The organism is Peribacillus sp. NPDC058002, from assembly GCF_042886655.1.
GTDB lineage: Bacteria > Bacillota > Bacilli > Bacillales > DSM-1321 > Peribacillus > Peribacillus aracenensis.
In genome coordinates this window covers 1-21,257 of record NZ_JBHVQU010000032.1, presented here as the reverse complement: position 1 = coordinate 21,257, position 21,257 = coordinate 1, and the positions used below count along the sequence as shown (strand labels likewise).

General features: G+C 42.6%; 18 protein-coding genes and 1 pseudogene. 9 read left to right on the top strand and 10 right to left on the bottom strand.

Annotated elements, in window-relative coordinates; genetic code table 11:
• The first annotated feature begins 20 nt into the window (after positions 1–20).
• On the top strand, positions 21–980 hold the full coding sequence (msrB, locus tag ACFVSH_RS08885; protein ID WP_387705629.1) for a peptide-methionine (R)-S-oxide reductase MsrB: 960 nt from the start codon (positions 21–23) through the stop codon (positions 978–980).
• Positions 981–1,002: 22 nt separating this feature from the next.
• Entirely contained in the window at positions 1,003–1,857 is an 855-nt protein-coding gene (locus tag ACFVSH_RS08880; protein WP_387705627.1) for an STAS domain-containing protein, read from the top strand.
• Positions 1,858–1,919: 62 nt separating this feature from the next.
• Here the strand turns inward: ACFVSH_RS08880 and ACFVSH_RS08875 are convergent, their stop codons facing one another.
• The 4 genes from ACFVSH_RS08875 to ACFVSH_RS08860 form a co-directional block, all read right to left on the bottom strand.
• Positions 1,920–3,572, bottom strand: a complete 1,653-nt coding sequence (locus ACFVSH_RS08875) for a glutamine--tRNA ligase/YqeY domain fusion protein (RefSeq protein WP_387601535.1) — start codon at positions 3,570–3,572, stop codon at positions 1,920–1,922.
• 307 nt (positions 3,573–3,879) lie between these two features.
• Positions 3,880–4,617, bottom strand: coding sequence for an amino acid ABC transporter ATP-binding protein (locus tag ACFVSH_RS08870; protein WP_286182402.1), 738 nt, complete (start codon positions 4,615–4,617; stop codon positions 3,880–3,882).
• 11 nt (positions 4,618–4,628) lie between these two features.
• A complete protein-coding gene (locus tag ACFVSH_RS08865) occupies positions 4,629–5,294 on the bottom strand; it encodes an amino acid ABC transporter permease (RefSeq protein ID WP_076368450.1) in 666 nt (221 codons plus the stop codon).
• Positions 5,295–5,320: 26 nt separating this feature from the next.
• Positions 5,321–6,100: a transporter substrate-binding domain-containing protein gene (locus ACFVSH_RS08860; RefSeq protein ID WP_387705625.1), complete on the bottom strand. Its 780-nt coding sequence runs from the start codon at positions 6,098–6,100 to the stop codon at positions 5,321–5,323.
• 438 nt (positions 6,101–6,538) lie between these two features.
• Between ACFVSH_RS08860 and purU the strand changes: the two genes are divergently transcribed.
• Positions 6,539–7,441: a formyltetrahydrofolate deformylase gene (gene purU / locus ACFVSH_RS08855; RefSeq protein ID WP_387705623.1), complete on the top strand. Its 903-nt coding sequence runs from the start codon at positions 6,539–6,541 to the stop codon at positions 7,439–7,441.
• A 56-nt stretch (positions 7,442–7,497) separates the two neighbouring features.
• Here the strand turns inward: purU and ACFVSH_RS08850 are convergent, their stop codons facing one another.
• From ACFVSH_RS08850 to ACFVSH_RS08840, 3 genes are all read right to left on the bottom strand, one after another.
• On the bottom strand, positions 7,498–8,154 hold the full coding sequence (locus tag ACFVSH_RS08850) for an SIMPL domain-containing protein (protein ID WP_387705621.1): 657 nt from the start codon (positions 8,152–8,154) through the stop codon (positions 7,498–7,500).
• 140 nt (positions 8,155–8,294) lie between these two features.
• Positions 8,295–8,489 carry a YwbE family protein gene (locus ACFVSH_RS08845; RefSeq protein ID WP_076368446.1) on the bottom strand — a complete coding sequence of 65 codons (195 nt, stop codon included), beginning with the start codon at positions 8,487–8,489 and terminating at the stop codon, positions 8,295–8,297.
• Positions 8,490–8,598: 109 nt separating this feature from the next.
• The gene (locus ACFVSH_RS08840; RefSeq protein ID WP_387601526.1) at positions 8,599–10,119 is read right to left on the bottom strand and encodes an FAD-dependent oxidoreductase; all 1,521 of its coding nucleotides are present in this window, start codon (positions 10,117–10,119) and stop codon (positions 8,599–8,601) included.
• Positions 10,120–11,320: 1,201 nt separating this feature from the next.
• Between ACFVSH_RS08840 and ACFVSH_RS08835 the strand changes: the two genes are divergently transcribed.
• Positions 11,321–12,517 carry an Alp7A family actin-like protein gene (locus ACFVSH_RS08835; protein ID WP_387601524.1) on the top strand — a complete coding sequence of 399 codons (1,197 nt, stop codon included), beginning with the start codon at positions 11,321–11,323 and terminating at the stop codon, positions 12,515–12,517.
• An 8-nt stretch (positions 12,518–12,525) separates the two neighbouring features.
• Positions 12,526–13,065 carry a hypothetical protein gene (locus tag ACFVSH_RS08830; protein ID WP_387705619.1) on the top strand — a complete coding sequence of 180 codons (540 nt, stop codon included), beginning with the start codon at positions 12,526–12,528 and terminating at the stop codon, positions 13,063–13,065.
• Positions 13,066–13,163: 98 nt separating this feature from the next.
• On the opposite strand, the gene ACFVSH_RS08825 is transcribed toward ACFVSH_RS08830, so the two are convergent.
• Positions 13,164–14,456 carry an NCS2 family permease gene (locus ACFVSH_RS08825; protein WP_387705617.1) on the bottom strand — a complete coding sequence of 431 codons (1,293 nt, stop codon included), beginning with the start codon at positions 14,454–14,456 and terminating at the stop codon, positions 13,164–13,166.
• 296 nt (positions 14,457–14,752) lie between these two features.
• Between ACFVSH_RS08825 and ACFVSH_RS08820 the strand changes: the two genes are divergently transcribed.
• The 3 genes from ACFVSH_RS08820 to ACFVSH_RS08810 are packed head-to-tail and all read left to right on the top strand — an operon-like array spanning position 14,753 to position 18,535.
• A complete protein-coding gene (locus tag ACFVSH_RS08820) occupies positions 14,753–16,390 on the top strand; it encodes a DEAD/DEAH box helicase (RefSeq protein ID WP_387705615.1) in 1,638 nt (545 codons plus the stop codon).
• A 15-nt stretch (positions 16,391–16,405) separates the two neighbouring features.
• Positions 16,406–17,314 (top strand): phosphotransferase, encoded by a 909-nt coding sequence (locus ACFVSH_RS08815; protein ID WP_387705613.1) that lies wholly within the window; start codon positions 16,406–16,408, stop codon positions 17,312–17,314.
• A 33-nt stretch (positions 17,315–17,347) separates the two neighbouring features.
• Positions 17,348–18,535: a class I SAM-dependent methyltransferase gene (locus ACFVSH_RS08810; protein WP_387705611.1), complete on the top strand. Its 1,188-nt coding sequence runs from the start codon at positions 17,348–17,350 to the stop codon at positions 18,533–18,535.
• Between the two features lie 105 nt (positions 18,536–18,640).
• Here the strand turns inward: ACFVSH_RS08810 and ACFVSH_RS08805 are convergent, their stop codons facing one another.
• A complete protein-coding gene (locus ACFVSH_RS08805) occupies positions 18,641–20,191 on the bottom strand; it encodes an ABC-F family ATP-binding cassette domain-containing protein (protein WP_260285825.1) in 1,551 nt (516 codons plus the stop codon).
• A 214-nt stretch (positions 20,192–20,405) separates the two neighbouring features.
• On the opposite strand from ACFVSH_RS08805, the pseudogene ACFVSH_RS08800 reads away from it, so the two are divergent.
• Positions 20,406–20,720, top strand: a pseudogene (locus ACFVSH_RS08800) (toprim domain-containing protein); the annotation flags it as partial.
• 238 nt (positions 20,721–20,958) lie between these two features.
• Here the strand turns inward: ACFVSH_RS08800 and ACFVSH_RS08795 are convergent.
• On the bottom strand, positions 20,959–21,257 hold a 299-nt coding region (locus tag ACFVSH_RS08795), incomplete at its 5' end, for a hypothetical protein (RefSeq protein WP_387705609.1).

Sequence of the window (21,257 nt, the reverse complement as noted above, 5' to 3'; positions counted from 1 at the left end):
GTGAAAGGGGAGTTTTTAGAATGACGATGGCTGGAAAAGAAACGGCTATCTTTGCAGGAGGCTGTTTTTGGTGCATGGTTGCTCCCTTTGATGAAATGGATGGCATTATTTCAGTGACATCAGGTTATACAGGCGGAGAATTTGCCGCGCCCAGTTATAAACAAGTAATTACCGGTTCGACTGATCATGTTGAAGCGGTTCAAGTGGTATTCGATCCATCAATCATTTCCTATAAAACGTTATTAGAGATATTCTGGCGCCAAGTCGACCCTACGGATGACGAAGGACAATTCGCGGATAGGGGAAAGCAATACAGGGCAGCCATTTTCTATCTCAATGAACGTCAGAAACAGGAGGCAAAACAATCGAAGGAAGATTTAATGATGAGCGGACGGTTTAAGAAACCTATCGTTACGGGTATTCTACCCTCGGGGAAATTTTACGTGGCTGAGGAATATCATCAAGACTTCTATCGGAAAAATCAGTTTCGCTATGCATTGTATCGTAAAGGGTCAGGCCGTGATGCTTTCATTAAAGAAAATTGGCCTAAGGATAATGCACATCTTAGAAAGACCTTAACGGAGATTCAGTTTCATGTAACCCAGGAAAATGGCACGGAGCTGCCTTTCGATAATGCTTATTGGGATCACTTTGAAGAAGGCATCTATGTGGATGTCGTTTCTGGGGAGCCTCTATTCAGTTCACGGGATAAGTATGATAGCGGCTGTGGGTGGCCAAGCTTCACCAAGCCCGTCATGTCCGCAAGTGTCAATGAAAAAATGGATCTCAGCCACCGAATGACCCGGACCGAGGTGCGCAGCAGGGACGCCGATTCACACCTTGGACATGTTTTTCCTGATGGCCCAAGGCCCAAAGGCATGAGATATTGCATAAACTCTGCGGCCCTTCGATTCATTCCTAAACATGAAATGGAGAGAGAGGGATATGGAGACTTATTATTACTTTTTAAAATGAAATAACTAGTGAGATAGGGGAACACAAATGGATAAAATAGATGAAAATTTATATCGATATATCATTGATAATTCATCCAAGATTACGGAAAACTGGCTGGCTTTAAGGGAAAAGCAGTCTGGCTCCATCTATTCAATGGACTCCAATGAGGAAATAGAAAAGCTTCTTAGAGAACAGAATACATTGACCATCAAGACAGTGACAAGTGCTTTACTTGAAGATAAAAATGCTTTTATTGCAACGATGGAGCAGTGGGCCACACTTGTCGCGAAGAGCAGGGTTGAATCGGACACCCCCATTTACGAAGTGTTGGAAGCGCTTAATAAGGTCCGTGAAACATATTGGGCTTTTATCACTGATTATATGCTAAAGGATACGGGGATAACGAAGGATACAATCATCCGGTGGGGCCGGCTCATTAATGGTGCCTTCGACCAATTGAACCGTGAGTTCACAGAGCAGTATTACCTTTTGACAAAAGAACGTTTACTAGCTCAACAGGAGCTGATTAATGAACTGGGCGCACCTGTCATTCCCATTGTTGATGCCATTGCGGTATTGCCGTTAATCGGTGAAATCGATACCTATCGGGCAAGGGAAATTTTGAATGCGACTCCAAGCAAATGCATTAACAAAAATGTCACTCACTTATTCATCGATTTATCAGGAGTCTCCCTTTTAGATACGATGGTTGCCCAACAGATCTATCAATTGATAAGTACACTGAACCTGTTGGGCATTCAATCGACCATTTCCGGGATTCGTCCCGAAGTGGCCCAGACATCGATTCAGTTAGGTCTTGATTTTAGTCAGGTTTCGACACATAGTACTCTTAAGCAGGCCCTTTCCAAGCAAGGGATCAAACTTTACGAGAAAAAGTGACATAAGGTGCAGAGAATGAAAAAGAACCAGATTCGCTAGGAATCTGGTTCATCTCTGTGATTCTATAACTTGAATGAACTTTTCAACCCAACGATTTGGTTGAAGACCAAGTGATCGGCCGCAGTGAGTTTTGAATCAACATTATAATAGCCGTGCCTGAAGAATTGGAATTTATCCTGAGGTTTAACATCTTTCATGTTAGGCTCGACAAATCCTTGTAAAACTTCTACAGAATCGGGGTTTACCCGGTCCAGGAATGATTTTTCTTCCTCTTCATCATTTTCCTTATCCAAGATTAAAGGCTGGTAGTTGCGGAATTCTGCTGAAACGGCTTGTGAAGCTTCGACCCAGTGCAATGTACCTTTTACTTTACGGCCAGTGAAGCCCGATCCGCTTTTCGTTTCAATGTCGTATGTGCAGCGAAGTTCAATGACGTTACCGGCTTCGTCTTTTATCACTTCTTCACATTTAATGAAATAAGCATGTTTCAAACGGACTTCATTGCCCGGGAAAAGTCGGAAATACTTTTTCGGCGGGTTTTCCATGAAATCGTCCTGTTCGATATATATTTCACGTGAAAACGGGATTTGGCGTGTGCCCATTTCCGGGACTTCCGGATTGACCTCAGCATCCAGCCATTCTACCTCGCCTTCCGGATAGTTGGTGATGACCACTTTAAGCGGATTTAGGATAGCCATAGTTCGTGGAGCCTTAAGCTTTAGGTCTTCCCGCACGAAATGATCAAGCATTTGAGAGTCTACGACACCGCTTGTTTTGGCGACGCCAATCTCTTGGCAGAATGCACGAATCGCCTCAGGTGTATACCCGCGTCTCCGCAAACCTGAAACGGTAGGCATCCGTGGGTCGTCCCAGCCGTCCACGAAGCCCTCATCGACAAGCTGCTTCAGTTTTCGCTTGCTCATTACTGTATTGGTCAGGTTAAGACGGCCAAATTCATATTGTTTTGGCTTGCTTTCCATTTCACAATTTTCAACGATCCAGTCATAAAGAGGGCGTTGGTCTTCGAACTCTAGCGTACAAATGGAGTGTGTGACTCCTTCGATGGCATCTTCAATTGGGTGGGCAAAGGCATACATTGGGTAGATGCACCATTTGTTCCCGGTATTATGGTGTTCAGTATGGGATATACGGTATATGACGGGATCACGCAAATTGATATTAGGCGAGCTCATATCAATTTTGGCACGCAATACTTTTGCACCGTTTTCGAATTCGCCGCTGCGCATCTTTTCAAATAGTTCAAGGTTTTCCTCGACGGTTCTATTGCGGTATGGGCTATCTTTTCCCGGCTCAGTCAGCGTTCCGCGATATTCACGGATTTGGTCGGCATTAAGGTCGTCCACATATGCCAGTCCTTTATTGATGAGCAGCACAGCTCTTTTATACATTTCATCAAAATAGTCGGAAGCGAAGAAAAGGTTATCCCAGTCGTAACCGAGCCATTTTACATCTTCCTTAATGGAGTTGACAAACTCAATATCTTCTTTCAATGGATTCGTATCATCGAAACGAAGGTTAGTTTTCCCATTGAAATCATCAGCCACCCCAAAATTCAAAATGATTGATTTGGCGTGCCCGATATGTAAATACCCGTTCGGCTCAGGAGGGAAGCGGGTGATGACATGATCATGTTTTCCGGACTCTAGATCATCTTTTATAATATTTTTAATAAAATTCGAAGAGTTATTTTCCAACTGAATTCGACCTCTTTCATTTATATACTTCTTTTAATTTTACCTGTATATATACCATAAATACAGATATTTTTCCATGTTCGAGCCGGAATCAGGGTTTATCTGAAACAATTCATCAAGTATTTAGTTTGTACAATCAGAGCGAAAATATCCCAGAAACTTGGTTCATGTAACTTAGGGAACGATCCATCCAGCGAATATAGAAAACAAATAAGCAATACAGGAAGTCTCGCCTGTATTGCTTATAATGGTGATTTAAGTTCTATGACGAATTATTCTCGCTAATAGACAGATTTTAGGGTGGAAATCAAAAGACTGTCGTTTGCAAAAATTCTTTTGTCCGTTCTTCTTTTGGATTGGTGAAGAATTCTTTTGGCGGGCCGCTTTCGACAACCTTCCCATTATGCATGAAGACAATCCAATCACCAACTTCACGTGCAAAGCTCATTTCATGTGTAACGACTACCATTGTCATCCCTTCCAAGGCAAGTTCCTTCATCGTGGCAAGAACTTCCCCGACAAGTTCGGGATCCAGAGCCGAGGTAGGCTCATCAAAGAGTAGGATATCAGGCTTCATGGCAAGGGCACGGGCTATGGCGACACGCTGCTTCTGCCCACCTGAGAGTTTGCTTGGATAAACATCCGCTTTATCTGATAAGCCGACTTTGGCAAGCAATTCTTTGGCTTCTTCGATCGCCTGGGCCTTAGGGACTTTTTTGACATGAGTCGGTGCCTCGATTACATTTTCAAGCACGGTCATATGCGGGAAGAGGTAGAAATGCTGAAAAACCATTCCGACTTTCTCGCGGATTTTATTAATATCAGTACTCGGTTGGATTTCCGTTCCTTCAATGAGGATTTGCCCGCTGTCTTTTTTCTCTAAATAATTCAAACAGCGAAGCAGGGTGCTTTTTCCGGAACCGCTTGGCCCGATCAGACAGACAACATCGCTATCCAGTACTTTCATATCAATATCTTTGAGTACATGCAGGTTTCCATACGATTTATTTAAATTCCTAATGCGAATCATTTCTTTTTGTTCCATTTCAATTCCCCCTATCGATCACTAATGGAAAGTTTCTTTTCGAATAAATTGACGATAATGGTCAGGAATGCCACTAGAATCAAGTAGTAGACCGCTACAATCAGTAAATAAGTCATTTCATCGAAATTATTCGAACCTAACGTAGTCGCCACGTTAAACAGCTCATTCATGGAGATGAAGGCAGCCAGTGATGAATCTTTCAGCCCGATGATGAATTGGTTGCCCAAAGGCGGCAATGCGCGACGGAAGGCTTGAGGTAAAATGATCCTTCTTAATGTAAGCGATTTGCTCATGCCAAGGGAGCGTCCGGCTTCCATTTGGCCTTTATCGATGGATTGGATCGTACCACGTAAAATTTCAGAAATATAAGCTCCATTATGGAAGGCCAAGGCAAGTGACGCCGCCCAGAAGTCCGGCAGTAAGAAGAGATTGCTGATACCGAAATAGAGTATGAATATCTGTACGATTAGCGGTGTTCCCCGTACCAGGAATACATATGTATCCGAAATCCAGGCAAGAATTTTTATATTGGAAATTTTTAAAAGTGCAAATAGCAATCCGATGACGATTCCTACCAATATGGAGACTACCGTAAGTTCCAATGTGAGGAGCATGGCTCGGATGAATACGTCCGAGGAGTTAAATAATGTATCAAAAAAATGTGAAAAACTTGGCAATGTAATGACTCCCTTTCTATCAATCTTTATTCAGGCTTGGTTGTGATGTCCTCACCAAAGTATTTTTTGCTGATTTCCGCAAGCGTTCCATCTTCCCGGAGGTTTTCAAGCGCTTCGTTGATACGTGCAAGCAGCTGAGGGTTGTCTTTAGGCAGTACGATGGCTTGCTCGCTTCGTTCGATCAATTGCCTTCCTTCGACGTCGAAACCTTCCTTGGCTGCTTCCTTGCCGGTTACGAAGTCGGTGATGACGGCATCATGGCGTCCTCCGCTCAATGCTTTCAGGGCGGTGATATCACTGTCATAGGTTTTTACATTGGTTGTATACTTTTCTGCTGTGGTTGCGTACGTGGAGCCTTTTGAAGCCGCGACTTCCTTTCCCTTTAAATCTTCGACCGTTTTAATATCACTATCTGAGCGGACGAAAATTTGAGGACCTGAGTAGTAATAAGGGGTCGAAAAGGCAACATGTTTACTTCGTTGTTCATTGATTGTATGACTGGCAACTGCGGCATCTGCCCGACCGGTTTTGACACCTTCCACGATACCTTTGAATTTTATCCGTTTAGGTACTGGCTCCAGGTCCAGTTCCTTTGCTATTGCATCGCCGACCTCAATATCGAATCCGGTTACGGTCATGTCATCATTGACATAACTGAATGGCTTGAATTCGCCTGAGGCAGCGAAAACAAACTGGTCCTTATTGATCAGCTTGCTTCCATCCTCCAGCTGGTCCTTTTCAGCACAGCCGGACAGAAGACCGAGAACAGCCAGAATGGATACAAAAAATGTAACTGATGATTTCATGATAATTTCATTTCCCCCTTTGAAAAAAACTAATAGAATGGTCTATACCCTTATGAGGCGGTGAAATAACCTCATTAACTAGGGAAATTAAAACGGAAATAAAAAAGGGCATCCAGATCATGCCGGCATTTCATTCAAGAATCCTCTTCACTATGCATTTCATAAAGGTTCTCGGTCTTTGCCTTCATTTCCTTCCAAATTACCGGTAATTTCCTGAAATAATGACAAACATTATATGGTGGAGTAAGAAATTTAGTTAGATTCAGGTCTAGAGATGAATTTGAAAATTCACTCTATCGAAACCAAATCTAATGAATGGGATGGGGTAAAACTGGAGGATTTGTCTGCCAACAAAATTCCGTATTGCATGGACTGACTTTAATTTTGCCCTTGAATTGAAGTATAATATAGCAAAATAGAAGAAGGGCAGTTGGGAAAATGGTTAGCAACTTTGTGCAAGAACAGTTACAGGAGTTTCGCGAAAATAATCAAGATAGAGGCCGTTTGATTATAAAGTGTCCGGACCGGCCAGGAATTGTTTCGACAGTTACTGCCTTTCTAAAAGAATATGATGCAAATATTGTTGAATTGAGCCAGTATTCGATGAATCCTGAGGGCGGTACCTTTTTCACAAGGATCGAATTCGATTGTCCGGGATTGAAGGATAGGGCAGCGGATATGCAACTGGCATTCCAGGAAGTTTCGACAGCATTCTCGATGCAATGGACATTTAACCATGTGAGTGATCTGAAACGGACGGCAATCTTCGTTTCCAAGGAACCGCATTGTCTTCTGGAATTGCTATGGGAGTGGCAAAGCGGGGATTTATTAGCTGATATTGCGCTGGTCATCAGTAACCATGAAGATACGAGGCAAATTGTCGAATCGATGGGCATCCCATTTTATTACATTCCTGCAAATAAGGATATACGTAGGGAAGTGGAGACAAAACAGCTTGGACTTCTGGAAGAATTCAAGGTGGACCTTATTATCTTAGCCAGGTATATGCAGATATTGACGCCGGACTTCGTAGCGGCCCATCCAAACAAAATCATTAATATCCATCATTCATTTTTACCTGCATTCATAGGAGCACGCCCTTATGAAAGAGCTTATGACAGAGGTGTTAAGCTGATTGGTGCGACGTCCCATTATGTGACGAATGATTTGGATGAAGGTCCAATCATCGAGCAGGATATTGAACGTGTGGACCATCGTGATTCTGCTGGAGATATGAAGAAAATCGGTCGTTCAGCTGAACGCAGGGTGCTGGCACGTGCCGTTAAATGGCATTTGGAGGATCGTGTCCTTGTTCATGAAAATAAGACGGTAGTCTTTTAAAGTAAAACCCCCCATTGTTCACAAGGGGGGGTTTTTAGGATGGAATTAACTGAGTGCTAGTACGTGTACTCTACCCTTACTGAGGCAGTGATGTTCAATTCACCAGGCTGAATCGGGGTAGTCGCCATTTTTGAAAAGGTACTTGTTTGGTAAAGCATCGGTGTTATAGTTTCAGATAGCTCTTCAACCTTATTAGGGACTGGGTTCAATGAGATTCCTAGTGTTCGGGCCATGGAGAGTGCTTTTTCGTATGCATTTTTTAAAGCGAGAGAAAGTGCCTGGTTATAGTATGCATCTGGGTTGGATAAAGAGAAGCGGATGCTGGTGATTGAATTGGCGCCGCTTCTGACAGCCGTGTCGATTATGCTGCCTATTTTCTCGATGTCTGTCGTTTGGGCTTGGATGATGTGCTGGACTTTGTAGTTCTTGAACAATTCCTTTCCGTCAATAAAATCATATTGCGGATCGATTCTGTAATCACTCGTTTTCAATTGCTCTTCGGGAATGCCTGTGGATTTAAGTGATGCGATGACATTTGCGATTGCTTGGGAATTGGCTTGCTGAGCCTTTTGTGGGTCCTTATCCTCTGTTATGACTCCTAGGGTGATTGTGGCTTGATCAGGAGCGGCAGATAGCGTCCCAGAGCCGGAAACTTTCAATGTATGTTCATCGTTGCGGTAATGAACCCTATCAGGGGCATTATATCCTTTCATTTTGACACCAGCCTTTTTTAAAAAGAGATAATCTCACCCCTATTGTACGAATTATAAACGGGAAAGATGATTGAAATATCCATTGTCATTAATTCGGTCGAATGATCACAAAAAAACACTCGGCCTGGACCGAGTGCGCATTACTTATGAATGACTTGAACCCTGCCAACCTGACCATCAGTCAATCTTACTTTAATTCCATGAGGATGAGTGCTTGAGTTGGTCAAAATATCCTTTACAGTGCCGCTTGTCAGTTTTCCGCTGCGTTGATCTGCTTTAAGTACAATGTCCACAGAGGCACCTGGGGTAATGTCCTTCCGATTCTTACCGTTCATTTCAATTCAATCCTTTTCAAAGTTATTTGCAACCATTCAACCTTGCAGTAACTTCAGTATAAGTAAAACGGCGGACCCAGTCGACTATTAGATAAAATCACTGTGACCATCAGCGTATTTTTTTCAAAGGTTCAACAGCAGGGCCATTCAATACTTCACCAGCGATGGAGTAGCGGGAGCCATGACATGGGCAATCCCAAGTACGGTCGCCGCTATTCCAGGCAACTTCACACCCCATGTGCGTACATGTGGAATCGACAATATGTAGATGGCCATCATGATCACGGTAACATCCGGCCTTGTCTCCATTCACCTTCACGATTGCTCCTTCATCAATTCCTATGTCTTCAGGCGTTTTATGAATGACGGCCAATTTGCTTTTGATCAAATGCTTCGCTACATCAGCATTATCTTGGACTATATTCTTCATGCCTTTTAACCGGGCTGGGTTATACAAGTCCGCATAGCGGTTATCCCTTTGCAAAACCCGGTCAGTTAAGATCTTGGCTGCAATCGAACCATTCGTCATTCCCCATTTCGCATAGCCGGTAGCTATCAAAACGTTTGGATTATTGGATGTCACTGGTCCGACGAAGGGGATATTATCCGGTGTCACAATATCTTGTGCCGACCAGCGGTAGGGAATGTCCTTCACATCGAAATATTGGGAACTGAAGTCCTTCAGTGCTTCATAATGCTCGATCATCGAGACTCCCTGGCCTGTTTTATGACCATCGCCGCCGACTAGTATAAGTTTTTCCCCATTGTCCAATTCCGTATAGCGAAGGGAGCGGGTAGGGCTATCTGCACTGTAATACATTCCACCGGGATATTCCTGTTCAGTCCTGATTCCAAGCACATAGGACCTATCTACATGGACACGGGCAAAGTATAAGCCCTTTTCATCATTAAAAGGGAAGTGGGAGGCAACGATTACCTGATTGCTTTTGATTGTATGTCCATTATCGGTTTGAACGGTTGGTGGATCGCCGTCTTCAATCTTCATTGCCGTTGTCCGTTCATAAATTTCTCCTCCACTTTCGAGAATGGTCGAAATGAGGGCCGTTAAATATTTTAACGGGTGAAACTGTGCTTGATCTTTCATGATCACCGCAGCTTTAGAAGGGATGGAGAATGGGATACTCTCTGCATAATCCCCACGAATGCCGAGCTTTTGATAGGCTTTCAGTTCATTTTGAATTTTAATTTTATATTCATCAGTATTTGCGTAGACATAGGCATCCTGTGCAGTCAAATTACATTCAATGGAATGTTCTTCTACCAAGTCTTTAATTAGCTTCATTCCTTCTGCATTGGCTTCATAATAAAGTTTGGCCTTCTCTTCTCCATGATCAGTTATCAATTGGTCATAAATCAAGCCATGCTGGGCCGTGATTTTTGCTGTAGTGTGTCCTGTCGTTCCAGTTAGGATTTCGCCTGCATCAATCAGTGTGACTTTAACACCTTGTTTGGCTAGTAGATAAGCAGAAGTGATTCCAGTTATTCCGCCGCCTACTATTAAAACATCAGTGCTTATATCTGTTTCTAGTTTAGAAAAAGATGGGAAAGTTAACGCACTGCGCCAATAGGGTTCTGGAAACCGGGGAAGGTCTGTATTTTTTTCAGTCATTTGAATACCTCCATACAGTTCATTAGTCAATTGTCCATTTATTACCATACCCAATTTCCCCATTTATACGCTTATTTTTGTAAGAAGAAAGAGTGAAAAAAATACATTATTTGGTTTGTTTACAAAAACGTATACATGTAAACAAAAGTAGATGTAATGTACACAAATAAGTATACATGTTTACAAATACGTACACATGGCTATATATCAGGCTAATGCACATTTGTTCCTATTGTAAATTATTCGAAAGTTATAGCTACTATTAATGAAGCATTGACTAGGAAAATTTTCCAGCTTCCAGAATCGTGGAGAGGAGGCCGTTAAATATTTTAAAGGGGTGAAACTGCGCTTGGTTAATGGAAGATTTACAAGGAATGGAGAAAGGGATTTTCTTCTGTATAATCCCCGCGAATGGCTAGTTTCGATAGGCTTTTGTTCTTTTGGGATTTTACTTTTATATTCATCAGTATTTGTGTGAATATAGGTATCCATTTCAGTCAAATTACTTTCAATGGAATGTTCCTCCATCAAATCTTTGATAAGACCATTCCTTCTGCCTTGGCTACATAATATATTTTGGCTTTTCCTTCATCATGTTTTAGTGAACAAACAAATCGTAAATCAGGCCATGCTGTGGGTGTCCCGTTGATCCGTTAAGAAGTTCGCCAGCCTCTATCAGTGTAACTTTAATCCCTTGTTTAGCTGAGTAATCCCTGTAATCCCGCTCCTGCAAATCCTGCAAATAAGTTGTCAGTGGTTATATCTGTATCTAGTTTAGAAAATGAAGGGAATTTAATGCTTTGCGACAATAGTGTTCCTGGATTTGTGAAGTATCTGTATTTTTTTCAGTCATTTGAATACCTCTATTCATTAGTGGATCGTCCATTTATTAACATACCCAAATCCGCTAATTTTTGTAAGAAGAAAGAGTAAGGAAATACATTATTTGGTTGCTTACAAAAGTGTATACATGTAAACAAAAATAGATGTGATGTACACAAAAAGGTATTCATGTTTACAAACCCGTACACATGGCTATATATATGGTGTATACATACTTATTCCTATTGTAAACAATTTGAAAACAATTCGACAAATATAGCTACAACTTATGAAGGATTGACTATGGGGGAAACTTTTTCTATCCTTAAAGGGTATGCTTCACTTAAAATTTTTTTCTATAAAAAGGGGATGTTTTTAGATGAGTTCTAGAATCGCAGCAGTAGACGTAGGAAATGATGCTATCAAGGCTATTTTTGGAAAGCTAGAGTCTGAACTTTATATACCGAATGTCATTGCAAAAGACATAGAAGACCGTCCGGTCATCGGGATTGAGGAACTTGATGAAAAAAACCCATTGGAAGGGATTCATATTAGGGTCCATTCACCGGCTCTGCAAGACAATAATGCGATTTATCGCGTTGGGAACTTGGCGACAAAAAGTGATAATCCTACCGAATTGGATTTAGGAAGCAGTAAATCGGAAGAAGATCAAACATTAGTCATGCTTTTTGCGGCTCTTGCATTAGACGCTGCAAAGTTGGGGGACAACGATACATTCAAAAAAGTGAATAACGTTGTGGAAGCCAACTATACGCTTGGAACAGGGTTGCCGCTTCGGGAGGTCAAAGAAGGGAAAGACGTCGGATACCGCTCGAAATTACTTGGCTCAGTCCACCAGGTGGAATTTTTAATTACTCCTAAATACCAAGGCATGAAGGTTAATATAAAATTTGATGAAGTGAAAGTCTATCCAGAGGGCTTTGCTGCATACATAAATTTGGTCATGGATAAAGATTTGAATATCATTAACCGTGAATTAATAGATAGAAGGATACTCATCCAGGATATCGGTGGATTATCGACGGATATCGCTGTCATTAAAAATCGTAAAGTTGACGATGACAAGGCACAAGGATTTAATTTGGGAGTAGCTGAAGCCCTTGAATCGATCCGTGAAGAAATCAGGAAGAAACATGGTGTAGAGCTGGATAGCAGACGCGACGTCGTTGAAATCATCACGAAGAAAAATGATCGCAATCATATTATGGTTCGCGGAAGCAGGACAAGCGTCCATGATATCGTCGATCGCATTTTAGGTGAACTGGCCAAAAAGCAATATCGTCACCTGCGCAACGTATGGCAAAAAAATTCCCAGACGGAAATTTGCTATTTTGTAGGCGGGGGATCGATTGTCCTGAAAGATTACTTGAAAACATTGAATCAAAATTTCGATGGCTACAATATAGACTTTTTCGAAGATGAGCGGGAAAGCGTTTGGATGATGGCAAACGCCTATTATAAATTGATTTCGGATTTTAATCGCCGCCGGAATGCAAAGGACCAGAATCAGTCACAGCAAAAGAAGAAAGAACAAAGAACGGGCTCCATTAAATAGGTGAGAGAATGAAAAAAACAGCTTCTTCTGAACTTAAAAGAGGACAAGCCATCACTTTTCGTATCCCTTCGGATGTATCAGATTATACGTTAAGACAGCTGCAGAAATTGAAGGAAACGGAAAGACGGAATTTTTCCAGTAAAATTGCCGAGTATGTTCTCGATGGAGTCGGGCAATCCTCCCATCAGGATCGGGAAATGATTGTCCTGCCCATGCCGAACAAACTAAGCAAATCTCAGCGTGATTGGCTCAAGCATTCCCACTCAGAAGCTATGCTTGGAACGATTATGTACCACCTTTTATCCGATCCTTTACGCGCTACGGCCCTGCTTGCCTCTTTGAACAATAATGAACTGAACGAGGAACTGTATATGCAGGCCGAGCCTGAAGAAAAGGTAGTGGAGGAGGTCAAGGAATTACCTAAGAAAGATCTGGATGACTTTGATTGGAATTTGGATCAACCCGCACAACAAGAGGAAGAATCGGAACCGGAAGAAGAAAATCTTGACGATCTCCTGGGTGATTTCCTTGATCAAATGAACCAGTGAACATGTAGGAGGATATCCGACGATAAGTCGGATATCCTCCTTTTTCTTTGCAGGAGTTATAAAAAAAGAGGAACCACAATGGATCCCTCTTAAAATGATCAAGCCAGGAAAATAAGTTGGTAAAGGAATAAAACGGCAAACATGTACACGAACGGATGCACTTCCCGGAATTTGCCCCTTGCCATTTTTAAAATGGGATAGGAGATGAATCCGAGTGCTATCCCGTTGGCGATGCTTGATGTTAAAGGCATGGCTACAATGACCAAAAAGGCTGGGAATGATTCATCAAAGTGTGTCCAGTCAATTTCATTAATGCTTTTAATCATCATGCTTCCGACGATGATCAAGCTAGGTGCCGTGATTGCCGCTACATTTGAAACAGCTCCTATCAGTGGGCTGAAGAAGGCGGTCATTAAGAAAAGGATGGCCACAACCAACGCGGTTAAACCTGTCTTGCCGCCCGCTCCTACACCAGCTGATGATTCAACTGAGGCAGCGGTCGGGCTTGTACCGAACATGGCGCCGACAGTAGTGCCGATGGAATCCGCAAAGAAGGCACTGCCGGATTTTTCAAGCTTATTATCCTTCAGCAATCCAGCTTGCCGGACTATGCCTAATAAAGCACCGGTCGTATCGAAAAGCATTACAAGCAAAATGGAGAAGACGACGCCATAAAGGCCGTAGTTAATGACATCGGTGATGGATGTGATTGGATTGGCGACAATAATCCCTTCAGGTAATGAAGGGGTGGAAACTAAACCGTTAATTTCCAATTGTCCTGTAAAGAAAGCGATTATGGCAGTCACGATCATTCCGATGAATATTGCTCCCTGCACATTGCGAACGATCAGCACGATCGTTATGACCAAACCAACCAATGTAAGCGCCACATTAGGATCCCTGAAGCTTCCGAGGGTAACCAGGTTGGATTCATGCTGTGTTACGACACCTGACAAGCGAAGTCCGATGAAGGTGATGAAAAGACCGATTCCGGCACTGATTGCATGCTTCAAGTTATTTGGGATGGCCTCGATCAATTTTGAGCGGAAAGAGGTCAGGGATAAAAGGATAAAGATGATACCGGTAACAAAGACTGCAGAGAAGGCAACTGTGTATGAAATATCATGGGTTCCCAATACCGAGTATGCAAAATAAGCATTCAATCCCATTGCGGGTGCTATGACAATAGGGTAATTGGCTAATAGGGCCATGCTTAGGGTACCGATTATTATAGCGATTATGGTTGCCGTGAATGCCTGGTCAAATGGAACGCCGGCATCAGAAAGGATCATTGGGTTTACAACGATGATATAAGCAAGAGTTAAAAAGGTTGTAAGCCCCGCAAGTACTTCCGTCCTAATATTTGAATTCCGTTCTTTTAATTTAAACATGCGGTCACTCCTTTTTTATATACAAAAAACCCTTGCAAAAAACTACAAGGATGAGATGCTTACCCTTTAATTTAAAGTAAGTAGCTCGATTGGATAATCTTATAAATTATATTAGAAAAACAACTAAAGTACAATAGCATGAAAAATTTTAAGGTACAGGTTTTCTCGAAAATAGATAATGATATACTAACAATTAGCTTAGACTAAGGAATATGACATTAAGTGAAGGAAGCTGTTACCATTTCAGTGGATTTATCAGTCAATTAATTGAAGAAATTCAGAAAGTAGGCCCATACATGACAAAATTCATCGACCTTGGCGTCAGTCCGGCGATTAACATGATATTAAAGCAAATAGGAATAACCGCCCCTACCCCGATCCAGGAGAAATCGATACCAGATATCCTTGCTGGAAGGGATGTCATTGCGAAGGCCCAAACGGGGACGGGGAAGACTTTGGCATTTTTGCTGCCAATCCTGGAAAAAGTAGATCCCGCCGCATCCCACATACAATCCCTGATCGTCACGCCAACCAGGGAATTGGCTTTGCAAATCACTGCCGAATTGAAGAAATTCGCTAATGAAATAGAAGGACTCCAAGTGCTTGCAGTATATGGCGGACAGGATGTCGAGCAGCAAATGAAAAAGCTGACAAGAAACATCTCCGTGGTGGTCGCCACGCCAGGCAGGCTCTTAGATCATTTACGAAGAGGCACCATCGATCTATCACAAACTGGAACACTCGTGCTGGACGAAGCTGATCAAATGCTACATATTGGTTTCTTACCAGAGGTCGAAGAAATCATGGGACAGCTTCCAGAGGAACGCCAAACATTGCTCTTTTCAGCGACGATGCCTGAACAGGTGCATCAATTGGCTAAACGCTATATGACTAAACCATTAACTGCCGCGGTGAAGGCCGAGCAAGTAACGGTCGAGAAAATCAGGCAGCTTGTCATCGAGACTACCGATCGTGCCAAACAGTCATCATTAATCAACATGATCAAAGAAGAACAACCATACCTTGCGATCATATTTTGCCGTACAAAACGTCGCGTTTCGGTATTGAATGATGCCTTGAAGGCAGCTGGATTCAACTCTGAAGAGCTTCATGGTGACCTTTCACAGGCAAAGCGGGAACGTGTCATGAAAAACTTCAGAGACGCAAAGCTTCAATATTTAGTGGCAACGGACGTTGCTGCACGAGGACTCGATGTGGAAGGTGTGACACATGTTTTTAATTACGATGTTCCCGAGGATGCAGAAAGTTACATCCACCGAATTGGCCGGACAGGCCGAGCGGGTGAGAATGGCTTGGCTGTAACTTTCATAGCAACGAAGGATTTACAGCTTTTAAGCGAGATTGAAAAAGGGATCTCCATGAAAATTGAAAGAAGGACGATTGAAGGAGTGAAAATGTTCCAACCCGATGAGGTGAGGCAAAAGAGGAAACGCTATGAAGACTCTTCTGATGAAGGTACCCGCCGCCCGCGTTCGGGAGGGGGAAGGAAACACCGGGAACGGATAGATACGAGAGGACCGAATCGAGGCAGTCACCGTTCTGCAAATCAAGCGGACAATCGTGAAATCGAGAGGGAGAAACCACGGGGAGGACGGATGGAAAACGGCCGCGGACCAAAGCGTGAGGATACACGGGGAGGCCGGGTGGAAAACGGCCGAGGACCTAGACGTGAGGATACACGGGGAGGCCGGGTGGAAAACGGCCGAGGACCTAGACGTGAGGATACACGGGGAGGCCGGATGGAAAACAGCCGAGGACCAAAGCGAGAGAATCCGCGGGGTGGCCGGTCGGAAGACAGCCGTGGTCCAAGGCGTGACAATCCACGAGGAGATCAAAGAGACAGCCGTAGACAAGGGCCAAGTAATCTTAGAGGTGGATCTGGCAGCAGCCCAAATAGAGGGAGAAACCGGTAAAAGGGGGAGACGGGAGTGGAAAAGCCTTGGTTGGCAGAATATCCGGTTTCGCTGGAGCTAGCGGGGAAATTGATCATGATGCAGTTTCCGGAAATCGAGTTGAAAGAGATCAAGCAACTTGGGGAGGGTTTCGATAACACGGTCATACAAATCAATGGGCAATTTGTATTCCGTTTTCCCCGCCGCCCTATTGCAGTTACGTTGATTCAGGTGGAAAACCAGCTTTTGCCTTCCATTGCAGGCACTTTTCCGCTTGCTATCCCTGAACCGATCTTTTTTGGGAAACCAAGTACACTGTATCCGTATCCTTTTACCGGTTATAAAATGGTAAAGGGACACTTGCCTGTAGAAGGATCAGTGGCGAATAAGGCCGAATCGGCAAAAAGGTTTGCCCATTTTTTGAAGGCTCTTCACAGTTTCCCTGTGGAAAAGGCTATGCGTTTAGGTGTGCAGCCTGATGGAATGATGAGGCTTGACGTATCCTATCGTAAGAAATCGCTAATGGAAAGTGTCTCGAATCTATTAAAGCTAGGATTCTTTGAACAGGCGCATGCGGTTAAGGATTTTGTTGAAACCTTGGGTGAATGGGATGTTCAGCATCCAGTTTCACTCGTTCACGGAGACATTCATATCCGGAACGTTTTACTTGATGACGAAGGCGTTCTCGCGGGTATCATTGATTGGGGAGATGTTCATGTCGGGAATCCAGCCATTGATTTCTCCTTTTTATACAGTTATTTCCCCAAAGAGGTGCGCAAGGTTTTTTTTGATATCTATGGTGAAATCGAAAAGGAAACAGAGAGTTTAGCCCGGTTCAGAGCGATATATATGCTCGTTACATTACTCGTTTATGGCATAGACCGCCATGATGAAGAACTGATTGCCATTACGAGCACCGGTTTGAAATTTGCTATAGAAGAATAAGTGTCATGTTCTTTTGATGTTTAGGAGGTTCATATGAAGGCAAGTTATTATCATTCAATCACATTAATGGCGAACATGTTGGATCAAGCTAACATCCCATACCAATATACAGGTCGATCCGCTCTGTTCGTGCAAGGAGTGGACATCGGTGAGTATAAGAAAATCAATATTGATGTACAATGGGATGTCTTTAATGAGGCAGTAGATCTTTTTTCCGAATACGCACCAACAAAGCCTGAAAGAAGCCCTGAGACTGCCTCCTTTCTAATGGATGTCGAGGGGATTTCTGCCGCTGTGCGCTGCCGGTTTAACACGACCATTAAAACGGACCCTTATCGTTTATCCATCAAGATGGGGGATATGGAGGTTTGGTGCAGGTCGTTATACAGTTATCTATACGACGAAGAAATGAGAAAGTGCAGTTCCGAGATCCATGCTTACTTATCTGCCGAGCAGAAGGGGTTCACAGCGGAAAATGAACAGGCGTGGAACCAGAATAATTATTTAGCGCTGGTCAATCGTTATGGAGATCCCGTTGAATTGGCATCGAAAATCAAGCAAAACCCAAAATGGAGACTGCACCCTTTTTATAAATATATGGGAGGAACATCCGGTAAAAAAATCACTCATTTGATGGGATCGAACGGTGTTAAAGCAGTTGCCCTCGCCATATTGGGAGCTGAAGTGAAAGTAGTTGACTTTTCCCAGGAAAATGCAATGTTTGCAAATGAGCTGGCCAGTGGGGCCAATGTCTCCATCGAGTATATCGTTTCGGATGTCCTTTCATTATCATCCGAGCATGAATCAGGGAATCAGGATTTGGTTTTAATGGAGCTCGGTGTACTTCACTACTTAATAGATCTGCAGCCTTTATTTGAAAAAATTAAAAAGATGCTGAAACCTGGAGGCCGATTCGTCCTGCATGAATTTCACCCGATTTCCACAAAGCTCATTACTTCAAATGGTAAAAAACATAAAATAACAGGCAACTATTTCGCCCCGGCAATCGAAAACAATGAGGTCGCTTTTTCGAAGCATATGCCGGATGAGGAAAAAAGGAGCCTTTCAAGAGTTGTTCAGCGTAAATGGACAATCGGGGAACTGATAACGTCAATAGGTCAATCAGGGCTTGTTATTAAAGTGCTCGAGGAAGAACCGAATCATAAAGTCCATGATATTGGGCTTCCGAAAACATTTACCTTGGTGGCGGAACGAGTTTAAGCTGCATATTGAGGAAATGAAAGCTGACTGAAGGAGCCTTTTCAGTCAGCTTTTTATTTATTTCATAATAAAGGGGATGCCGCTTCTGCGACATCCCCTGAAAAATTAATTTTGGGCCGACCATTCCTCTACATCCCATACCTTGGTTACCCAATCTTCATAGAATTCAGGTTCATGGCATACGAGGACAATCGTTCCTTTATACTCTTTCATTGCACGTTTCAGTTCTTCTTTTGCAACGACATCCAAATGGTTGGTCGGTTCATCGAATAACAGCCAATTGCTTTCGGTAAGCATGAGTTTACATAGGCGCACTTTTGCTTGTTCCCCACCGCTTAAATGGCTCATCGGACGTGTAATATGCTCGTTTTTCAAACCGACACGGGCAAGGATCGCACGTACTTGCGGTTGGTCCAGATGCGGGAATGCATTCCATACTTCATCGATCGGCGTCGTATCGCCTGCTTTCACTTCCTGTTCAAAATAAGAAGAAAAAAGGAAGTCCCCAAGTGATCTTTTACCGCCTAGAGGATCAATTTTACCCAAAATCGTTTTTAAAAGAGTGGATTTACCAACCCCGTTACAGCCGACCACGGCAATTTTTTCTCCCCGTTCGATGGTCATGGATAGCTTTGGAAGCAATGGGCGGTCATATCCGATTTCCAGATCTTCACCTTCAAAGACATAACGGCTGCTCGCACGTGATTCTTTAAAGTCGAAGGTAGGTTTCATTGCAGTTTCTGGACGATCGATGCGTTCCATGCGATTCAATTGCTTTTGACGGCTCTTTGCCCGGCCGGTCGTTGAATAGCGCGCTTTATTTTTTGCAATGAAATCTTCCTGCTTTTTAATGAATTCGCGCTGTTTTTCATAAGCGTTAATATGTTGGTTTTTATTCAATTCTGCCAGCTCAAGGAATTTTTCATAAGTTGCCGTGTAACGGGTCAGTTTAGAAAATTCAAGATGGAAGATGACGTCGACGACGCCGTTCATGAACTCGGTATCATGCGAAATCAATAGAAATGCATGTGGATATTCCTTTAAGTAGCTGCTCAGCCAGCGGATATGCTCCACATCCAAGTAGTTGGTTGGCTCGTCGAGCAGCAGGACTTGCGGTTGTTCCAATAGTAACTTCGCCAATAATACCTTTGTCCGTTGTCCGCCGCTTAGGGCAGAGACATCACGGTCCAACCCGATTGCATCCAAACCTAAACCGCGTGCCGCTTCTTCAATTTTAATATCGAGATTGTAAAAACCGCCGGCTTCCAGCTTGTCCTGGATTTCACCCATTTGTTCCAAGAGTTCTTCCAGTTCTTCGGGAGTGGCCGTACCCATTTTTTCCGTAACTTCATTCAGTGCCTTTTCCTGCTCGAATAAAGGTAAGTATGCATCCCTTAAGACATCGCGAATGGATTTACCTTTAGAAAGTATCGTATGTTGATCAAGATAGCCATATTCGACACCAGGTGTCCATTCCACCCGGCCATCATCATGGATGAGTTGTCCTGTAATGATATTCATCATCGTTGACTTCCCGACACCATTCGCCCCTACCAGGCCTACATGTTCACCGGCCATCAGGCGGAAGGATACATCCTTGAATAAGGTACGGTCGCCAAAGCTGTGTGCTAATTTATCTATAGAAAGTAAGCTCATTTTATATTGAACCTCCCAATTAATTTGAAAAAATCCCTACGTTTCATCATACTAAAATCTGCACGGGATTGCTATCTAATCTATTAATTTACATATATGTGGGTGCGGGGAGCCCTGTTCGATCTGTTTATCAATGCCATGCTGTGCATTATCGCCCTGTCATAAATTATATGAGATAATAGAGGAATCAGTTTAAAAGCGAAAGGATGTTATTATGAGTAAAACAGTCGTACTGGCCGAGAAACCTTCGGTCGGAAGAGATATAGCTAAAGTGCTGAATTGCGGGAAAAAGGGTAATGGCTTTTTTGAAGGCGAACAGTATATCGTCACTTGGGCACTAGGTCATTTGGTCACCCATGCAGATCCGGAATCTTATGATGAAAAATATAAAACGTGGCGCCTTGAGGACCTGCCCATGTTGCCGCCTACTTTGAAATTGGTCGTCATCAAGCAATCAGGCAAACAATTTCAATCGGTTAAAACACAATTGAACCGCAAGGATGTCAAGGATGTCATCATTGCAACGGATCAGGATTTATCTCTATAAAATACTGCTGCACATAAACTCTAAAACTCCTTTTAATCTTGATTTAACAGCTATATCTTAGAATATTGAAAATGCACATAAATAAAAGATTTCATATAACTATTTTTTTTGGTCAATATGGGGTTAGAATATTTTAAAGTTTAACTTATTTAAACTTTAATTAATGTGATTCATAAAACAGGGTTATATTTAGAGAAACGAGTAATCTTAGAAAAGAAGACTACTCGCTTTTAGAATGTATTTTTTTATTAAGCTTTTTATATGCTCTCCATAAATTCTTATCCCCTGAATAGTAAAAATATTTTTTAGCCATAATATCACGATCTTTTGATGCATCGTCTAATTCGATGTACTCTTCAAAAAATTTAGAAGCTCTATTTTTTGATTTGGTTTTTTTTAAATCTAAAATAAAATTAGTAATTAAAAGTGCAATAATATATGGGGTAAAAACAATAGTACCCATATTAATAATGTTAGCTTTTGAAAAAGTAGATATATATTTTTTTAGTTCATCTAAGT